Source organism: Paraburkholderia sp. EG286B, assembly GCF_040965655.1.
Classification (GTDB): Bacteria; Pseudomonadota; Gammaproteobacteria; order Burkholderiales; family Burkholderiaceae; genus Paraburkholderia.
Genome location: NZ_JBFRCF010000039.1, coordinates 21509 through 38924, shown reverse-complemented (window position 1 = coordinate 38924; position 17416 = coordinate 21509). Strand labels below are relative to the sequence as shown.

Here is a 17416-nt window from a genome sequence, read left to right as displayed (position 1 = left end):
TGGCGTGTGGCCGACAAGCTGCACACACCAGGCAGTCCGCCAGATCCCTCTACCTGACTGGCAGTTCCAGTCACCATATTGCCTTACGCGCACGCGAATGGACGAACGGCCCAGCTGAGCCGCTTACACAATACGTGTCGGCACGGCCACCGATGATGGTTGGTGTCCTGCCGGATGGCCATCGATCCATGATGACAGTGTCTGGAGCGTGGAGTGCTCGGTTTCATCAGGCGTCGCGAGAATCATGCGAAGCTGTGCTTCGGCGCTTCTGTTGACGGCCAGAATTACGCGACTGAGACCAGTATTGACACGAGAGAGGTCCCGGGCGGAGGCTTCATACGCAAGCCGCACATCGGGCGTTACGTTTGTGCCACCAAGTGGCGCTGGAGTAATCAATAGGAGCCCAGAGAGTCGATCCGCGAGCCGCGCCGCAGCAAGTTCGGCAACAGCGGCCCCCATGGATTGTCCCACAAGGACAATCTCGCTTCGCGGACCAGATGCATCAGAAATGACGTCTATGACTTGACTAGCATATTCGTCAAGGAGCGCAGCAGCGCCCGTACCTCTTTGCTCAACGGCACGCCGTTGTACCGCGATGAGCTTCCAGGATGGGTCAATATTAAGATCGTCGATAACCCATCGCCAGCCGGAAGCGCTGTCGCGCCAGCCATGGATGAATACAAGCAAACGTGTGCCGTTTGTGTTGCACGAGAGATATTCGATACCCGACGGAGTAGTACTGCTTGAAAGTTCGAGCTGGTTCATAAGATATTATCGTCTAGTGCGGGATGCCAGTTTCGCGAAACTGTGCGGCCGTTACAGAAAGTTGGCGATTCCCGCTCGTACTTAAGGCGATATAAACCGATGCCTCATCACCGCGACGCTGTGTAATCGGCGTGCGCCAATAAGGGTGGAGTGCGCATAGTGGCTAATAACGCTGACTGTGGTGGTTTTTCGACCCATTGACCCTTCTTACGTTATTCGCCAAAGGCTAGGCCAACTTTTGATGTGTCAGCCACATGGCGGTGAGGTCGGGCGCAGTGGTGGTCTTCTGCTGGATGTGCACAATCCGCCACCCTTCCTCAAGACGCATCAGATTGAAGTTAACTGCGCAGCGTTCGATTTCTGACTCATCGGAGCGCCTACGAGACCAGATCACACTAATCTGTGCGCTGTTGCTGTTGAAAGCGATTGCGCGCCGATCAGGAACGGCAGTATGGCTGTAGCCGGCCGACCTTAGTCGCGTATGAATTGGCCTGAGGATCTCCACCACCTCGGCCTTCGTCGTTGCAATCACGGGCGGGATGTCGTCGATGCTGACCCAGAGTGGAGCGCCCCAGTAGTCTGTAATGAATGAAGCGTCTTCGCCTCGCTCTCCGGCCGTAACCCAGCGCGGCAGGTAACTATCAAAGAACCAACGCCAAACTTCTGCCAGTACTTGGTTCTCTTCGAGTTGATTCGATTCATGTGACAAGGTCATATCTCCGTGATTTGTGTTTGACTGAGAAAAGAGTGTGGCGCGCGAAGACTGCGCCACTTCCGGTCATGCTCATTGGCAAAACATTCCGTTCCCGATGAGCAAGATTGAGACTAAAAGCTGACGGATGTGCTGGAACAAGCAGCTATTGTGGGCAACCGAAATGCTTATCTCGGGGTGTTCTTTGCCGCGTGAGCAGCTGCCCAAAGTGAGCCAGGATTGATTCGATCTGGGTATTTTGCGAGCATTTGATCGTAAAGTTCGCGCGGCGTTGCGGTCTCGCGATGCACGCGCTCGAAATCCAGGATGTACTGGCGCGTCGCGTTGATATGACGCGGGCTGCTGTCGGGATTCAGCGGTCCGTGCCCCGCGACAACAGCCGTCGGATTCAATGCTTCAATTCTGTCGATAGCTGAGAGCCACGCTCGACGGCCATCGTCATTAGATTCGGCAAGATAGGGATGCGTTTCGTTGTAGATCGCATCACCTGAGATTAGAAGCCCGATCGACGGAACGTAAAGCGCGGTGGTGTTATCCGTATCGGTGTGGCCAATGTCCACGATGCGTAGTTCGTGGCCTTCGATCTGGAATGTGTCACCGTCGATGGCCTCTGCGGGGATCAACTTTGGCGGAACCTGGCCTGGGAAACGCTTGCTCCAAGTGCCATGTTTCTCTTCACTCTCGATGGCGTCATACATCGCTTTAACTACCGCGGGTGGCGCAATTGCCCGAGCCTTCGGGAAATGCTCGCGGAGCTGCTGCAGACCGAAGAAGTGATCCGGGTGACCATGCGTGACATAGATCGTTTCCAGGTTCCGGTCATGTGCCTTGATCCATTCGATCATTTCTTGCGTTTGTTCAGCACTCAAAAATGTGTCTATCAAAGCAGCATCGCGTTCTCCAAAAACCAGGGTGACAGTATTGGCGACCCACTTGAGTTCGTCCTTGCCGGTTGGAACCCCCTGGGTTGCGCTTGCTCGACGTTTGACCAACAGTTCCCATTGAAGCTTTGTATCGATTTTGGGCGTGTTCATCTGCCGCTCCTCATTCCTTTTCGTGCTTAGGGGTGTACGTCTTCGCGCTTGGTGAAAGAAGATGTGTTCTAAACCAGTCGGTCGCCGCGTTGATTGATGCCGGCGCCTCGCTGAGATATAGGTCATAGTGCCCACCGGGCACCATGACGAGCTTTTTCGGTTCTAGTGCACGCTCATAGGCGGCGAGTGCTAAGTCGGTCGGAGTCGTTTTGTCCTCCCACGCCACAACGAGCAAAAGGGGCGTTGGTGTTACGCGCGATATCCAAGCACCAGGTTCGTACATCCTCGCCCAGCGCGTGGAACGTAGGGTGACCTTGTTTTCCCAGACACCTTTCGGCATGGGTTGCATATTGAACGCAATGGCATCCGGGGAACGATATGCGGCAGGGATCGACGGGTCGGCGCTTGCGAGTGCCTGGTATGCGGGCGGTTCTCCGCGCAGTTGCTGGCGTTCATCCTCGTTCAGCATCTCCTCGAGCGCTGGCACTGCGTCCGCAGGTACCCTCCGCAAACCCTGTGCATATCCACTGATCGTCGGCACCTGAGCGACGACGGCCTTCAGACGCCGATCAACCGCGCCGAGCACAATCGCATGTCCCCCAGCGTAGCTGGTTCCCCATAGTCCAATTCGATGCGGGTCGACCGACGGGTGGGATTCGAGGTAGGTAATTATTCGTCGCCAATCGTCGATTTGCTGCCACGGATTGATGTCCTGACGGGGCTCTCCGCCGCTCGCGCCAAAACTACGATGCTCATGGACTAGGACAACGAAGCCTGCGGCCGCGAACGACTCGGCGAAGATTTCCACGCCGTGGTAACGCGTGCCACCATAACCATGCGCCATCGTAATGGCGGGGTGAGGGCCTTCACCGTCTGGCAGATACAGCCAGGCAGCAAGCTGGATTCCGCCTTCAGCGGGGACAGTAACGTCGATCTTTGAAGTCATTACCTGAAACCTCGGGAAAAGTGGGCTCATGCGACTGCGCCCGCGTGGGGACAACGAATCCGATTTGTATTGATGGCGGATGCAGCATGGTTGTGATGCGCCTGAACGTTGTTTGGTGGGTGCGGTCTCCGCGGACGAACTATCGCCGAAAGTCAAATTAATTAGACCGGTCGACTTATGCATGAGCGAACGCAGCGGCTGTCCGTGTATTGCTTCTACTTGAGGGCTGGGGTTGCTGGGGTTGGTCAGCTCAAAAGGTTTAGTCAGGCTGAATTGACTTCAAACGAGAACAGATTTGAATATGACATCGGTCATTTCCTCAAGCGGAGCCACACTCTTTTCGACCTTCATGCGTACCAGCGCGCCTTCCCAGCTATTGAGCGTAAAATCCGCGAGTACGGAAGCTGGCGTCGGATTCTTGATGTCGCCGTTAGTCTGCGCTTCCTTGATCGCTTGCGCGAGCGTTGCACTCCATTGCCTGAAATTTGCCGCTAGCATTTCGCGTATGAAATCGCTCTGATCCGCGGCTTCCAGTGTGAGGTTCCCCAACATGCAGCCGCGGCGAAAGTGAAGCTTTACGTAATGGTCGATCAGCGCACGAAAATAACCACGCAGCCGATCTAACGGAGCGAACGTCCTGTTGTCGTCGAAGAACTTGAGCATCTTGCCTTCAGCAATGCCGAAATAATGCTCGATTGCTTCGACAGCAAATGCCTCTTTGCTTTCAAACAAATTATAGAAGGAACCTTTGGGTACGCCGGCAGCCTTGGTGATAACGTCAATTCCGACGCCGTTAAAACCATGCGCGTGAAACTCCGCCGCGCCAGCGGCGAGTAGTTTCGCTCGTGTTTCTATCCCTCGCTTGTTTGGACCTATATTAGCCAACTTTACCAACCCTCAGTTCTATCAAGTCTTCTCGGCACCAGCAGCGGCGACGTAACCCAACGTCTCACGCAAGGCTTGATCAGCACTGCACTGCAAGACGCTTCCCGTCCGGTCCGTATCGAAATTTAGACTGGTCATCTTATTGTGTCAAGGCTTCTTTTGTCTTTATGGTTTCGGCACCGTTCCGTCAGTGATGCTGGCTCTTGTCTGGACGATGGGGGAGGTGGCCGGCGTGGGCGACGACGTACCGGTGCCGCAGTACGACTACCAATGTGAGCGGGAGGGAGCTTCGCTCGACGCCGGAGTGATGCCAATGACTTATCAGCGTCTTCCGTCGCTGATGCCGGCTAGGGTACTGGGTAGAGTTACTGCGTGCCCCTGATTCGTGCGTTCCCACTGGCTACCTTTGGACGCTTCGTGACCACCGCTGGCCGAACACCCAAGGCAACAGGGCGGCCACGTCAGCGCATCATCGAGCGCCCGGCGATGGGTTCCGGTGAGGGGTAGACCTACAAGGGCACAAGCGCGAGCCATGCCGCGTGATAATCGGCGAGATTTCGCAAACGCACTCATTGTCCATCCAGCACCCCTGGTGGACATGCGAACACCTAGAACCGTTCACGAAATCCAAAGCTCACAATCGCCTGCGACTGCGTTGCCGCCGAGTGGCCGTTGCCCTTGTCCGAGACCGAGGCGGTGGCCGCTACTGGTTTGCCGAGTGCATCGAGCGTCATGCCCGAAGCGTGCTGGTAGCCGGCCAGCAGATACACCGTCGAGCGCTTCGAGAGCTCATACAGCGCGCCCAGTGAGACGTTGTGGTATTGCGCCTCGTCTTCGATGCCATCAACATGGCTGCCGCGCGTGTAGCTATAGCCTGCGAACAGATGCATGTGAGGTTGCACCTTCCACATGCCGAAAAGGCCGGCAATATTGAAGGTCGCAGTGCCCGAATAGAGCGAGTCCGCACCGGCCTTATATTGCACGTTGCTGTAGTTCACGCCGACCAGGGCGGAACCGAAGTCCCAAGTCGCGCCCGCTGCCGCCACCTGCTGTGACTGCGCGCTCGCAAAGCCGTCGTTGATCGACGAGTTGAACGTGCCGTCATAGGTGCCTTGCCACTTTCCGGATGTCGAGTCTTGGGGGCCGGTCTTGCTGTTATCCGAGCGTTCGTAGCCCACGCCCACTTGCAGAGGGCCGTGCGCATAGCTGCCGCCTACGCTCCACGTGTTCTGGCTCTTGAGGCTGCCGGGCTGGCCGCCGAATCCGTACAGCGCGCCGAACGTGAAGCCCGCATAGTTTGCGCTCGTGTACTTGATCGAATTGTTCACGCGTGTGGTCTGGTCGAGATCGTCGATATCACCCGGATGCGCGCCGAAGCCGCCGATCGCGCTCACCGGAGCAACAGGCCCGACGAAGTCGTCGAGCGAGGTGTACTGGCGGCCCATCGTGAGCGACCCGTACTGCTCGTCGGCGAGGCCCACGAACGCCTGACGGCCAAACAGGCGGCCGCCCTGGCCCTCGGTGCCATTGGTGATGTCGAAACCGTCTTCGAGCACGAAGATCGCGGCGAGCCCGTTGCCGAGTTCTTCCTTGCCCCTGAGCCCCCAGCGGCTGCCTGATAGGTTGCCGCTCGTCACTGCGGCGTTCGAATGGCCCTGGTCCGCGCCGGTGCTGCCGGTGCGTTCGTTGCTGCGGTAGGTAATACCTGCATCGACGATGCCGTAGAGCGCGACGCTGCTTTGCGCCGCGGCTGTTCCCGCTAGCGACAAGAGAATTGGTGCAGAAACCAGAAGCTTGTTCATCATGTGCTATCTCGACAATTAACAATGGACAGTCGCATGGGTGGAACGGTCGAGCCGGCCAGCGGCAGGCGCTGGAAGAAAACGCGTTTGAATGCGCCAGCGAGTTACCGCATCGGCGTTAGCGTTAGTGCTTGAGCGAGGCGCCCGGCGGCAGTCCGGACGCGTTGACGGCGGCCATCTTGCGGATCTTCGCGACGTCATCGGCGCTGACCGGCGCGGCGGTGTTGCCCCAGTTGACGCGCACGAAGGTGGCCACATCGGCGACGTCCTGATCGGACAGACGCCAGCCGAACGGCGGCATCGTAAACGAGGAGGGCGAGGATTTCGTGCCTTCGAGGGCGCTGCCTGCGAGCAGCACGTGAATCAGCGAAGTGGGGTCCTTGCCCTGCACGACCGGGTTGCCGCCGAGCGCCGGGAATACGCGCGTGTAGCCGCGTCCGTCGCTGCGGTGGCAGGCCATGCAGTTGTCGCGATAGACCGCTGCGCCGCGTGCGCTCGCGTCGCCGTTTTGCAGCTTGTGCGCGGCGGCGGGATCGTAGGCGTACGCGGTTTCCTTCGGGTCGCTGGAGGGCAGCGTCTTGAGGTAGCGCGCGATGGCGAGCAGGTCCGGGTCGTTCATGTGCTGCATGCTGTGCTGGACCACGTCGGTCATGCCGCCGAAAGCAGCCGTGTGCAGATTGCGGCCCGACTTGAGGAACTGCACGATGTCGTCCTCGCTCCAGTTGCCGAGGCCCGTGCGCGGGTTGCCGCGCAGACTGGAGGGGACCCAGCCGTCGATCGGGGCGCCGCCCGCGAGGAAGTCGTCGCCTTCGAGGTCGGTGAGCGCGAGTTCCTGCATGGTGCGTGCGCGCGGTGTGTGGCACGCGCCGCAGTGGCCGAGGCCCTGCACGAGATACGCGCCACGCGCGACGATCGCATCGTTGTAATGCGATCCGTCGAACGCCTGCACCTTCGGCGCGAACAGCACGCGCCAGGCGCCGAGCGGCCAGCGCATCGAGAGCGGCCAGGGAATGTCCACCGCGCGGTTCTGCGCCTGCACGGGCCCGACGCCATGCATGAAGTACGCGTAGAGCGCCTTCATGTCGTCGTCGGAGAGGCGTGCGTATGAGGGGTAGGGCATCGCGGGGTAAAGCGTGTCGCCGTTCGGCCGCACGCCCTGGCGCACCGCCCTGGCGAAGTCGTCGTAGCTCCACTTGCCGATGCCGCTCCCGGCGTCGGGCGTAATGTTCGTGGAGTAGATCGCGCCAATGGGCGTATCGAACTTCAGGCCGCCCGCGAAGGGCTTGCCGCCCTGTGTGGTGTGGCAGGCAATGCAGTCGCCGGCGCGAGCGAGGTATTCGCCGTGCGCGACGAGCGCGGGGTCTGCGGGCTTGGCAGCGGCGTTGGCGGCACGGGCCGTGAGCAGCCCAAACGCCATGGATAACACAGCACAGGCGGCGAGCGTGATCGCCGCCTTCGAAACGGAGTTCAGGCGGCGCAGTGCGCCGCGTGCGCTTTTACGAACGAATCGCATGGGGACCAGGCTTTTCTTCATGATCGTCACGGGGGTTCTCACACGCTCACCAGGGGACCGGGGTTCTTCAGATACTGGTTGCGAATGGCTTTCGCGCTCCAGTAGGCGAGGGCGGCGACGAGGCCGGTCGGGTTGTAGCCGATCCCCTGCGGGAACGCGGAGGCGCCCATCACGAACACGTTGGGCACATCCCAGCTCTGCAGATAGCGGTTGATGACGCTGGTGTTCGGATCGGTGCCCATCACGGCCCCGCCCACGAGGTGAGTGGTCTGGTAGCGGCGCGAGTCGAAGTGCGCGCCGAACTCGCGCGTGTAGACGTTGATGGCCTTCGGGCCCATCGCCTCGGCGATCTTCTGCATCTGGCCGGTCACGTACTGCGCCATCTTGATGTCGTTGTCCTTCCAGTCGAAGGTCATGCGCAGGAGCGGCTGGCCGTACGAATCGCGATAGGTCGGATCGAGGTCGAGGTACACGTCGCGGTACGACATGTTGGAGCCGTGCGCGTCCATCGAAATGGTGTGCGCGTAGTGGTCCTTCACGGCCTTCTTCCACCCGGCGCCCCAGTTCGGCGTGCCCGCGGGCGTGGCGATGCCGCTGATCGGCTTCACCCCCGCCTGGTTCACCCAGAGCGGCGAGCCGCCCACGAACCCGAGCGGCCCGTGGTCGAAGTTGTCGGCGTTGAAGTCGTCCACGGCCACGCCGTTGCCGCCCGCGCCGATGAACGGATTCGTCCACGTGTCCTTGTCGAAGAACGCCGTGATGGTCGAGAGGTTCTGGTACGCGAAGTTGCGGCCCACCACGCCTTCGCCCGACACCGGGTCATAGGGCTTGCCGATGCCCGAGAGCAGCAGCAGGTGCACGTTGTGATACTGGAACGCCGAGACGATCACGAGGTCGGCAGGCTGGAATACTTCCTGGCCCGCCGGATCGATATACGTCACGCCCGTGGCGCGCTTTTTGGTGTCGTCGAGTTCGACGCGCAGCACGTGGCATTTCGAGCGCAGTTCGAAGTGCTTTTCCTGCTTGAGCGCGGGCAGGATGTTGAGGTTCGGCGAAGCTTTCGAGTACATGTAGCACGCGTAACCGCTGCAAAAGCCGCAGAAGTTGCACGGGCCCATCTGCACGCCGTAGGGGTTCGTGTACGGCCCCGACGTGTTCGCCGAAGGCAGGCGGTAGGGATGCAGGCCGAGAGACTTCGACGCATCGAAGAAGCGCTGCGCAGAATAGGTATTCAGTTGCGCGGGCAACGGGAAATTGTCGCTGCGCGCGGCTTCGAACACATTGCCGTCGCCGACCACGTTGCCCTTCACCTTGTACGCCTGGCCCGAGGTGCCGAACACCTTCTCCGCGAAGTCGAAGTGCGGCTCCAGTTCGTCGTAGGTGACGCCGTAGTCCTGGATCGTCATGCCTGCGGGGATGAACTTCTTGCCGTAACGCTCTTCGTAGTGGCTCTTCAGGCGCAGCTCTTCGGGCGTGATGCGGAAATGCACGCCCGACCAGTGCAGGCCCGCGCCGCCTACGCCTTCACCGGGCAGAAACGCGGCGAGCTGGCGGTAGGGCAGGGCCGTGTCGTTCACGCCGTGGCGGATCGAGACAGTGGTCTTCGAAAGATCGAGAAAGAGCTTCTTGCGGATGTTGTACGTGAGCTCGTCGATGGTGTTGGGGTACGCGCCGTCCGGGTAGGTGTCGCGATACTCGCCGCGCTCGAGCGCCACCACGTTCAGGCCGGCTTCCGTCAGTTCCTTCGAGAGGATCGCGCCGGTCCAGCCGAAGCCGATCACGACGGCATCGACATGAGGTTTCTTGATCGCCATTTACGTGCGCTCCCCGTTGATCGAGACCGGGCCGTACGGATAGGGCTTGCCGTTCTGGTTCACGAAATCCATGAAGTCGGCGCGTGCGCCGGGGAAGCCGATCATCTTCCACGCGGCCATGTTGCGGTTGCCGCCGTGGATCGGGTCGCAGAAGTAGCCTTCGCGCGTGTTCTGCAGCAACTGGCCGAAGAACACGGAGGCCGGCACGCCGTCCAGTTCGACCTTGCCCGCTTCGAGCGCGGCCAGCACGCTGTCGCGCGTGCTGGCGTCGAGCGCGTCGAAGTCCTTGCCATAGGCCTTCGCGCAGTACGCGTTCACGGCCTTGATGCCGAGCCGGTAAATGTCGCGCGGCACGAGCTTCAGCTGGTAGCCGAGTTCGGGCACGCCTCGCTGGAACGGCCCCTGCATGTACCAGAGCGCGCCGTGCGCGTAGGGCGTGTCCATCTGCCGGTCGATGAATTCGGGCACGCCGGCTTCCAGCGCGCCGGGGCCTTCGGAATCGGCGGGAATCAGACGGTCGGTGGCGGCTTCGACAAAGGCCCACTCGCGCGCGTCGAAGAAGCGCGGCTTGTAGGCGACGGCCTGCGCGGCTTCTGGCCTGGCGTTGGGCGCAGAGGCGGCGCTGCCGGCCGCGGTGGTTTCGCTTGACGGCTGCTTGCCGCCCTCGCAGCCCGCCAGCGCACTGGCGGGTACGAGCACCGCTGCCGTGCGCAGGAAGCCGCGGCGTGACGTGAGAGGAGAGTCTGACATAGTTGAAATCCGTATCAAGACTGCGCGGCCGGCTTAGACTGAGGCGGCAAGCGGGGACTGGAGATCACCAATTGGTGAAGCAAACCATTGATTGCTCCGGCAATCAGGACGCGGTACCAACGAGGGTTAGATCGCGGCCAGTAAGCGTACCGATTAGCGCTACCAACGATGCATGGGTACTGGATCGGGTGCCGTATGCCACGGGACTCGTCCTTTTGAGCCAGATAAAGATACGTTCGGCATCCTAATTTACATCGCTGCCCAGCTGCGTGGTAGCAATAAGCGCTGCGCCGATGAGTACGACCTCGAACCCAATCCGCAATGTCCAGAAGTAACGGAGACGTTACCCCTTACGGCACCAAGTTGCCCACGAAACTCAGAGGTGTGTGCATGACAAGCTGGCCGACGAGACCCAAGCCACTAAGCGGGGAGACACTCTACGCCGCCGCGTCAATGGCTTTAAAGATCATTAGTCTCAAGGGTTGGCCACCTCGGCCGCTTCCTGAAATCCACAACAAGCCTTCCGCCTAAAAGCCAATCTAGGGTAAGCCACGCGTAGACGCAAATGCACTTTGGGTTACATATGACACGGCGCTACTTCCCATCGACACATAGATGTAGGTAAGCCATTGTGCAGTGGACCGCTACACCGATTGCAGCCTAGAGTGCTGTCATGTTCCGCTGTTAACTGACGGCATCGTACACATGATTCGCCGTTCTAAGTTGAGTTGGAATGAAGTGTTCCGAACATGTGGGTACGCGAATGATTGAAATCGGCTCGATTCCAGGAGTAGTTAACGATGACGAGAGAGTACTCTGCAGCAGATTTCGTGCGTGTCCAGATCGAAGTTCTTGAACACTGAAGACACTCTGATCGTAAGCGTCATTTCGTGGCCGCATGGACAGAGCTGAAGCCGGTGTCCAAAGTGATGTCCGTTACTTCAAGTGGTGGGGACTACTTTGGACACACGGAATTCGCGACCATCGAACCGCAAGGGCCGACCGAACTACACACCGGAGTACCGACGGCAAGTTGCCGTCGCGGCGTGCGAGCCGGGTATTTCGGTGGCCAAGCTCGCGCAGGCGCATGGATTGAATCCCAATATGGTGTTCAAGTGGCGCCGGCAACTACGGGCGGGTCTGTATGACGGAGCCGCGCACGGCACAGCGGTGTTGCTGCCGGTAGCACTGCCTGATGCACCGACAGGCGAGATGGCAGAGCCGGTATCGCTGGCGCTACAACCTGTCGAGCCACATCGAGAGAGCGTACCTGCAGCGTCGGGCATCGAGATTGAACTGAACGGTGCCCGTGTGCGCGTCACGGGTAGGGTCGACCCAGTGCAGTTGCGCCTCGTGCTGCGCTGCCTGATGCCGGCATGATTGCCCCACCGACCGGTACCCGTGTCTGGCTGGCAGCGGGCGTTACCGATATGCGCCGTGGCATGGATGGACTTGCCGCACTGGTGCAGTCAGCACTCGGACGTGATCCCTTCTCGGGGCACATCTTCCTGTTTCGTGGGCGTCGCGGTGACCTTATCAAGATTTTATGGTGGAGCGGCGACGGCATGAACCTGTACGCGAAACGACTTGAGCGCGGACGCTTCGTGTGGCCGCAGGCAGATTCAGGAACGGTCCATCTATCTGCTGCCCAACTGTCGATGCTGCTCGAGGGGATTGACTGGCGGCATCCGGAGCGCACGTGGCAGCCGACGCACGCGGCGTAACGCCGGGTGCAGGAACCCACAAGCGCGTGGGCTTCATTTACACTGGCATGCATGCCAGCCAGCCATCTGCCCGATGACATCGCCGCTCTCAAGCGCATCGTTGCCTCGCGCGATGAGACCATCGCGCAGTTGTTGGCCGAGATCTCGCGACTGAAGCGGTGGCAGTATGGCCGTTCATCGGAGCGCATGACCGAACTGATGGACCAGCTGCAACTCGCGCTCGGTGAGCTGCCCGTTCCTGAACCGGATATGGCCGCACCGGCGAAGGTGCCTTATGTCGACGCGACTGCGGATACGTCGGCCACAACGAACCTTGTTCCACTGCGCCGCAAGCCGCGGCACTTCCCTGCCCATTTACCTCGCGATACGGTTGTTCATGCGCCGACGAACTGCGGATGCCCGGAATGCGGCAAACAGATGCGTGCGCTGGGCGAGGACGTATCGGAGATGCTCGACTATGTGCCCGGTTACTTCAAGGTGCTGCGTCACGTACGTCCGAAGTTGAGCTGCCCGCGCTGTGCTGCAGTGGTGCAGGAGCCGGCACCTTCGCGACCGATAGCACGCGGGATGGCGGGTGCGGGGCTGCTCGCGCAGGTCGTCGTCGCGAAGTACGCTGACCATATGCCGCTATACCGGCAGGCCGGCATCTATCGCCGCGCGGGCATCGAACTGGACCGGGCAACACTGGCTTCGTGGGTGCGTGAAGCGGCTGCGCTGCTGCGCCCCCTGTCCGACGCACTCGGTGGTTACGTGCGCGCCGCAGACAAGATCCATACCGACGACACGCCCGTGCCGGTGCTGGAGCCGGGGCGTGGCAAGACACGCACGGCGCGCCTGTGGACCTATGTGCGGGATGACCGCCCGGCAGGGAGCCGCGCGCCACCAGCAGTCTGGTACCGGTACTCACCCGACCGCAAAGGTGAGCGACCTCGGGAACATCTGGCGGGCTACACGGGAATCCTGCAGGCAGATGCCTTCAGCGGGTATGACGCGCTGTATCGTGACGGCACGGTCATCGAGGCCGGATGCTGGGCGCATGCGCGGCGCAAGTTCTACGACCTTTACAAGCTGGATAGCTCACCGATTGCCGAAGAAGCATTGCGCCGCATCGGGGCGCTGTATGCTGTTGAGCGCGAGGTTCGCGGGGAAACGCCGGAGGTGCGCCTGTCTGCGCGTCAGCAACGCTCGGCACCGTTGCTCACTGAGCTGAAGGCCTGGTTCGAACACACGCTGTCACAGGTATCAGCGAAGTCGGGGCTGGCGAAGGCGATCAGATACTCGCTGGGGCACTGGCATGCACTCACACGCTATTGCGAAGACGGGCGCGTCGAGGTGGACAACAATACGGCGGAGCGCGCAATCAGGCCGCTCGTTCTCGGCAGGCGCAATTATCTGTTCGCAGGCTCCGACGGCGGTGGCCAAAGCGCGGCGGTGATCTATAGCCTCATCGGTACGGCGCGCCTGAACGGCATCGAGCCGTTTGCCTATCTGCGCACGGTGTTTGAGCGCATCGCCGATCATCCCATCAACCGCATCGACGAGTTGCTGCCGTGGCGCCTGATGCCGGCTGCACACATCGAGCGGCAAGCCGCCTGACAATCAATCCGATGGTCCAATCCCGCAAACCTGCCGTGCGCCTCGTCAAGGCGCCAGTGCCCGATTACGTGCTGCGCGTTGAACTGAAGTACATCAAGCCGGCAATCTGGCGACGAATCATCGCTCCCGGCTCGATCAGGCTGGGCAAGCTGCATGTCGTGCTGCAACTGGCCATGGGCTGGGAAGGCGGGCACTTGCACGAGTTCGTCTTCGGCGAAACCAACTATGGTGAACCTGATGACTTCGGATTCCAGAGCGATCCGCCAATGTTCAATGAAGCACGGGTCACGCTGGCGAAGGCACTGGGCGGGCTGAAGTCATTCACCTACATCTACGACTACGGTGACAACTGGCAGCATCGGATCAAGGTCGAGAAGGCTCTGGTGCCTGATCCAGACATGCGCCGGCCACTGTGCCTGGACGGGCAGAATGCGTGTCCACCGGAAGACGTCGGTGGGGTGCCAGGATATGCCGACTTCCTCGAAGCGATCACTGATCCGACGCACGAGGAGCACGACCACTTCCTCGAGTGGTGTGGCGGCAGCTTCGATCCCGCCGCCTTCGATCTCGTGCTCGCAAATCAACTACTCTCAGAGGTCAAGTTCTGATCGTCAAGACGGCCTCCGATTGACGCTTACCTCTGATCATCCGGTGAGCGGAGCCAGGACGATGCCATTATGGCGAGCAGCGCTGGCTTCGTCGTTTCGCGAGGGCTCGCGGTGTGTGCGTAGTATCGCAACGTGCAATCCGCCGAGGTGATGCCGCGTTTAGTCCCGCCGAATGCCCTGCTCGGCGAACGCATCCGCGATGATATCTGTGGAGGCGTTTGGAATATTCGAATGGGCGTCCCGAGAATACCAGTGGACGCGCGAGTTCCGGCGACTGACTCTCCGGCCCTAGCGAGAAGGATATATTGGCGCTCTGATTTGGTCGGTTGCCAGCGGCCGACCCACGTACGAAGCAGCCGATGCATCTCGGATTTCGGCCACGAGCATAGAGCGCTTCGGCTGCCACCAACGGCATGGTCGGCGTTCGGCGAGTTGGCACACGCGAGCGCGCTCCGCGCTTCGAGAAGTTCCCGGAAGAGATATACACGCCAAAAGCTCGCGAAAGATTCCATCAGAAGATAGTAACGTCCTCACCAAAATTTCACTTCGACATTACTGTCTTCTCACGACTTTCGAGCACATCCACACCAATAATGCTCCCGTCGTAACCATTTTTTTGAAGGAAATGGTATGGACGCGTCGGGATGGTGAGGCTGTAGAAGCGGAACCACAAACGCCCGCTCGCCATACTGACGTGATCCGGCAAGACCGGACTGTTGACCATAGCCTCATATCTAACGAGAGGACCATGATGAGCATGTGCGCAAGGGATTTGCTTGACCTACGCCGAGAAGATCCGACGTCGACAGAACTACGGAAGATGGCGATGAACATCATCGCTGCCGGCACCCGAGATCAACGCGAAGGCTGCTGACATGAACGCACTCGAACGGTGGCGCTCACGACCGTTGCAGGTCCGTGCCTTGACTCGCTGCGATGAATGCGGCGAGTTGAAAGAGGACGCCCAGAAGCGCGTGAACTATTGCTCGAATATTACAGTCATCTGTTGTACGAAGTGTTTCGCGGAAATGACTGAAGTTCATGAGGCGGAGTGAGTCAACAAACTGCGATTTCCGGTAAACCACGACGCCTCAGTGACTCAGCATCAGCAACCGAGCGCGATTCATTCCTGCGCACGTGGCTCCTGCGTAACCGTTAGCGGCGGGTGATCGCGCAACCAATCACTGCGCCCCATCTGTGCAATGATTTCGCAGAATTGGGGGTAACGATACAACCGGTATGACAAAGGAAAATATCTGGAAAAGTAAAACAGATTAGTGTCGCGGATTTCGCAGGCTTCGCGGGCGTAGCGAATGGCCTCATCCTCCCTCGCCACCGCGCAAGCCGCGATAGCGAGCGCCGTCGGCGTAACATATTCACGACGGGATCGGGCCTGCATTTCAGCGAAAACCGCTTCGGCCTCAGTGGCTTTGCCCCAGCTTGCGAGGGCCACGGCAAGCCAAGCCATGGACCAAGGGTGCCGCCCTGACATGGCCAATGCCGATTCCCCCGCCGCGATAGACGCTTCGAACTGGCCGTTCGACAGCAGTGCCATTTGCAGCACCCAGTTAGCAAGGAAGCTCTCGGGATCGAGATGGACGGCGCGCCGGCTGACCTCCACGCCTTCCCTGGTTTTGCCCGCGACAATACACGTCAGTGCGTATAAGGCGTGTGCGTAGGCTGATAGGGGGTCCGCTGCCAGCGCTAACTTCGCTTGCTCCATTCCCTCCGCCAGCCGCCCTTCCGAGAACTGGAGATAAGCACTTCCGTACCAGCCGAGTGCCGAGACGTACTTCGGATTCAATTGTAGCGCGCAAAGAAACTCACGCTCGGCCTCCGCTGTGTTCCAGGCCCAGAGCAGGTAGGCGAGCGCCAGGGTGCAGTGTGCATCGGCGAGCGATGGATCTAATGCCACCGCGTGTCGAGCGGCCTCTATGGCCTTTGGCATGAAAGTCTGAGGAGCCGCAAACCCGTAGAAGCAAAGCATCGAGTAGCAATCGGCAAGATCGGCCCACGCCAATGCATAGCCTGGATCGAGATCCACTGACCGCTGGCAACAGGCGAGGGCACGTGAAATAGCGGGACCCCTCTTGTAGAGCAGAGCGTGACCCTTCAGGTAGGACTCGTAGGCCTCGAGATTTGGGGTTCCGGGGTTAGTCAGGTTCCTCGTATTCCACGGGAACGTGATCTTCAACCGCTGCACGATCGCTTGGGCAATCTCTTCCTGAATTGCGAACACATCCTTCATCTCACGGTCATAGCGCTCCGACCAGAGATGATATCCGTCCACTGCAGACACGAGCTGTGCCGTGATACGCAGGCGATTATCCGCTCTGCGCACACTTCCCTCGAGAACGGTGCGTACGTTCAGTTGCTCGCCAACAATGCGCAAGTCGATGTGCTTGCCCTTGAACGAGAAGGCGGAGCTTCGTGCCACGACGTGAAGCTCCTGGATCTGGGCGAGCGCGTCGATGATTTCTTCAGTGATCCCGTCGGCAAAGTATTCTTGCTCCGGATCTGCGCTCATGTTGACGAACGGCAGGACCACGATGGAATCGCTTACCACACTCTCGGTGGGCGCAGGCGTGGCGCTGCCTGCAGTTACCGGTGCAAGCAGTCGATAGCCTCGCTTCGAGATTGTCTCGATGACGCGCGGATCGCGGGCATCGTCGACAAAGGCGCGGCGCAACTCAGCGATGCAGCGCTTCAATACATCCTCGGTCACCACGGTCTTGGGCCACACGGCTTGAAAGAGCTGCTCTTTGGAAACCGTGTCTCCCGGGTGCTGGGACAAACACACCAGCACTTCCATTACTTTCGGCTCGACGCGAACGGTCCGGCCCATGGAAGAGATGCTGTTGAGGCTGGGGGTGACCACCCAGTTCCCCACTCGGAGGTCGTCCATCGGGTCTCTCCACCAGCCGGTCGGTTATCAGAATTATAGCTTTGCTGAATAACGTCCGTACGAGCATCGCACTACGTCGAGGCGCTGTACAGCGAGTCGCGACGGCTGTCGTCAAGGCTACATCGAAATCATCAAACGCTAGTGAGAAGAATACGCGATGTCGAACGCGTTCGAAGATGCGATCCGCGTCGCCCCGCACGAGAGGATCGTCGTCGACAAGGACCTCAAGTGCAGGATCGACAGCGAGATCGAAGCGTATCGGATTCGAGGTACGCCACCTCGGGCTCCAATCGCCGAATGCCGTCCTCACCATAATTTTACCTCGACATCACCGTCTCCTCACGACTTTCGGGCACATCCAG

Annotated in this window: 14 protein-coding genes and 1 pseudogene; 5 read left to right on the top strand and 10 right to left on the bottom strand. The window is 60.0% G+C overall.

What is annotated here, in order from left to right; all coding sequences use genetic code 11:
- Positions 1–123 precede the first annotated feature (123 nt).
- The 9 genes from AB4Y42_RS40375 to AB4Y42_RS40335 form a co-directional block, all read right to left on the bottom strand.
- On the bottom strand, positions 124–765 hold the full coding sequence (locus AB4Y42_RS40375) for an alpha/beta fold hydrolase (RefSeq protein ID WP_368697412.1): 642 nt from the start codon (positions 763–765) through the stop codon (positions 124–126).
- A gap of 226 nt (positions 766–991) precedes the next feature.
- Entirely contained in the window at positions 992–1474 is a 483-nt protein-coding gene (locus AB4Y42_RS40370; protein ID WP_368697411.1) for a hypothetical protein, read from the bottom strand.
- A 170-nt stretch (positions 1475–1644) separates the two neighbouring features.
- Entirely contained in the window at positions 1645–2511 is an 867-nt protein-coding gene (locus AB4Y42_RS40365; RefSeq protein WP_368697410.1) for an MBL fold metallo-hydrolase, read from the bottom strand.
- 10 nt (positions 2512–2521) lie between these two features.
- A complete protein-coding gene (locus AB4Y42_RS40360; protein ID WP_368697409.1) occupies positions 2522–3457 on the bottom strand; it encodes an alpha/beta hydrolase in 936 nt (311 codons plus the stop codon).
- Between the two features lie 279 nt (positions 3458–3736).
- Positions 3737–4351: a TetR family transcriptional regulator C-terminal domain-containing protein gene (locus tag AB4Y42_RS40355; RefSeq protein ID WP_368697408.1), complete on the bottom strand. Its 615-nt coding sequence runs from the start codon at positions 4349–4351 to the stop codon at positions 3737–3739.
- A 599-nt stretch (positions 4352–4950) separates the two neighbouring features.
- Complete coding sequence (locus AB4Y42_RS40350; protein WP_368697419.1) at positions 4951–6144, bottom strand: porin; 1194 nt, start codon at positions 6142–6144, stop codon at positions 4951–4953.
- Positions 6145–6268: 124 nt separating this feature from the next.
- Positions 6269–7561, bottom strand: coding sequence for a c-type cytochrome (locus AB4Y42_RS40345; protein WP_368697418.1), 1293 nt, complete (start codon positions 7559–7561; stop codon positions 6269–6271).
- A 134-nt stretch (positions 7562–7695) separates the two neighbouring features.
- Positions 7696–9471, bottom strand: coding sequence for a GMC family oxidoreductase (locus tag AB4Y42_RS40340; protein WP_368697407.1), 1776 nt, complete (start codon positions 9469–9471; stop codon positions 7696–7698).
- Entirely contained in the window at positions 9472–10230 is a 759-nt protein-coding gene (locus tag AB4Y42_RS40335; protein WP_368697417.1) for a gluconate 2-dehydrogenase subunit 3 family protein, read from the bottom strand.
- 936 nt (positions 10231–11166) lie between these two features.
- Between AB4Y42_RS40335 and AB4Y42_RS40330 the strand changes: the two genes are divergently transcribed.
- The 5 genes and pseudogenes from AB4Y42_RS40330 to AB4Y42_RS40310 all read left to right on the top strand — a co-directional run.
- Positions 11167–11601: a transposase gene (locus tag AB4Y42_RS40330; RefSeq protein WP_368697406.1), complete on the top strand. Its 435-nt coding sequence runs from the start codon at positions 11167–11169 to the stop codon at positions 11599–11601.
- A complete protein-coding gene (gene tnpB / locus AB4Y42_RS40325) occupies positions 11598–11945 on the top strand; it encodes an IS66 family insertion sequence element accessory protein TnpB (protein ID WP_237431564.1) in 348 nt (115 codons plus the stop codon). Before AB4Y42_RS40330 ends, tnpB begins: the two co-directional genes overlap by 4 nt.
- 51 nt (positions 11946–11996) lie before the next feature.
- Positions 11997–13541: an IS66 family transposase gene (locus tag AB4Y42_RS40320; protein ID WP_368697405.1), complete on the top strand. Its 1545-nt coding sequence runs from the start codon at positions 11997–11999 to the stop codon at positions 13539–13541.
- Between the two features lie 11 nt (positions 13542–13552).
- On the top strand, positions 13553–14149 hold the full coding sequence (locus tag AB4Y42_RS40315; protein ID WP_368697416.1) for a plasmid pRiA4b ORF-3 family protein: 597 nt from the start codon (positions 13553–13555) through the stop codon (positions 14147–14149).
- 32 nt (positions 14150–14181) lie between these two features.
- Positions 14182–14441: pseudogene (locus tag AB4Y42_RS40310) on the top strand (DUF3331 domain-containing protein); the annotation flags it as partial.
- 831 nt (positions 14442–15272) lie between these two features.
- On the opposite strand, the gene AB4Y42_RS40305 reads toward AB4Y42_RS40310, so the two are convergent.
- Entirely contained in the window at positions 15273–17054 is a 1782-nt protein-coding gene (locus AB4Y42_RS40305; RefSeq protein WP_368697404.1) for a winged helix-turn-helix domain-containing tetratricopeptide repeat protein, read from the bottom strand.
- Positions 17055–17416: the final 362 nt, after the last annotated feature.